General features: G+C 35.3%; 1 pseudogene. It reads left to right on the plus strand.

Annotated elements, in window-relative coordinates:
* Window positions 1-377 precede the first annotated feature (377 nt).
* Window positions 378-956 (plus strand): annotated as a pseudogene (locus IHO40_RS05660) (peptidase M2); the annotation flags it as partial.

A 956-nucleotide genomic window follows, 5' to 3' on the forward strand; every position in this document is an offset into this window, starting at 1 on the left:
TGGCTACATGAATTTATCATAAATTATCACCGCATAAGTTGCTGTGCAACAAAGCCATTGAGAATTCATATTGGGAGCAATTGTGCAGTAAATCAGTGTCAAATGTTTTGCAATGTTCATATGTCAACTTGCATGATACCTTCCTGATAAGCCCAAATCATGATATCCGTACACCATGCGCTGGGATGACGGGAGAAAGGGTGCTGAAATGGCACTGTCATAGAACTTCAGCCATACTCTATGATTTTACATATTGAATTAATTATTTATATATTTATACTAAAGCATAAATTACTCTGATATGGAAATTTACGCTTTCTTTAGAGAGATCACCCTATGCTTGATATTGAAGGATTAACAAATTAGAGGTTAAAGTTATGACAATCAATCAACAAGTAAATAAAGATATAACTAAAGAAGAGTATTTCAATAATGGTGGTAAGGGATTTAATTCGCCACGTATCATAGAAATAAAAGAGCTAAATATTAAAGTAGAGGTTTATTCTCATGATTTAAAAGCAAGTAAATTTGCTAAAATTGAAAGTGAGATAAGAAAAACAGCTGCTAATTTTAAAGATGCGTTCGGATTAGAACGCGGCAGTTCGGAACAAACATTTAAGTTTTATGTGTTCGATGATAAGGCTGATTACACTCACCTTGGCGGAAGCGAACGTTTCGGTTCTTATCTTGGAGATGAAGGTGGTAAAACTTACTATAAAGGAGAAGCTGGTGTCGTTGCTGAGATGTATGTCTATCAGCAAGGCAGTGTTCATAACTTTCAGCATGAATTTGCACATGGTTTGACTTACTTAGCTATAGGAGGCCAGTCCTTACCTACAGTATTAATGGATGGAATTGCGGATTATTTTGAACACCACTCAGACCATAAGTTCAATGACCAAGGATCGAGCATCGATAAAACTGAAGCTGCAAGTTTAGATTTAAGTGAAATTTTA

Origin of the sequence: Wolbachia endosymbiont of Mansonella ozzardi (assembly GCF_020278625.1) — a bacterium.
Lineage (GTDB): Bacteria > Pseudomonadota > Alphaproteobacteria > Rickettsiales > Anaplasmataceae > Wolbachia.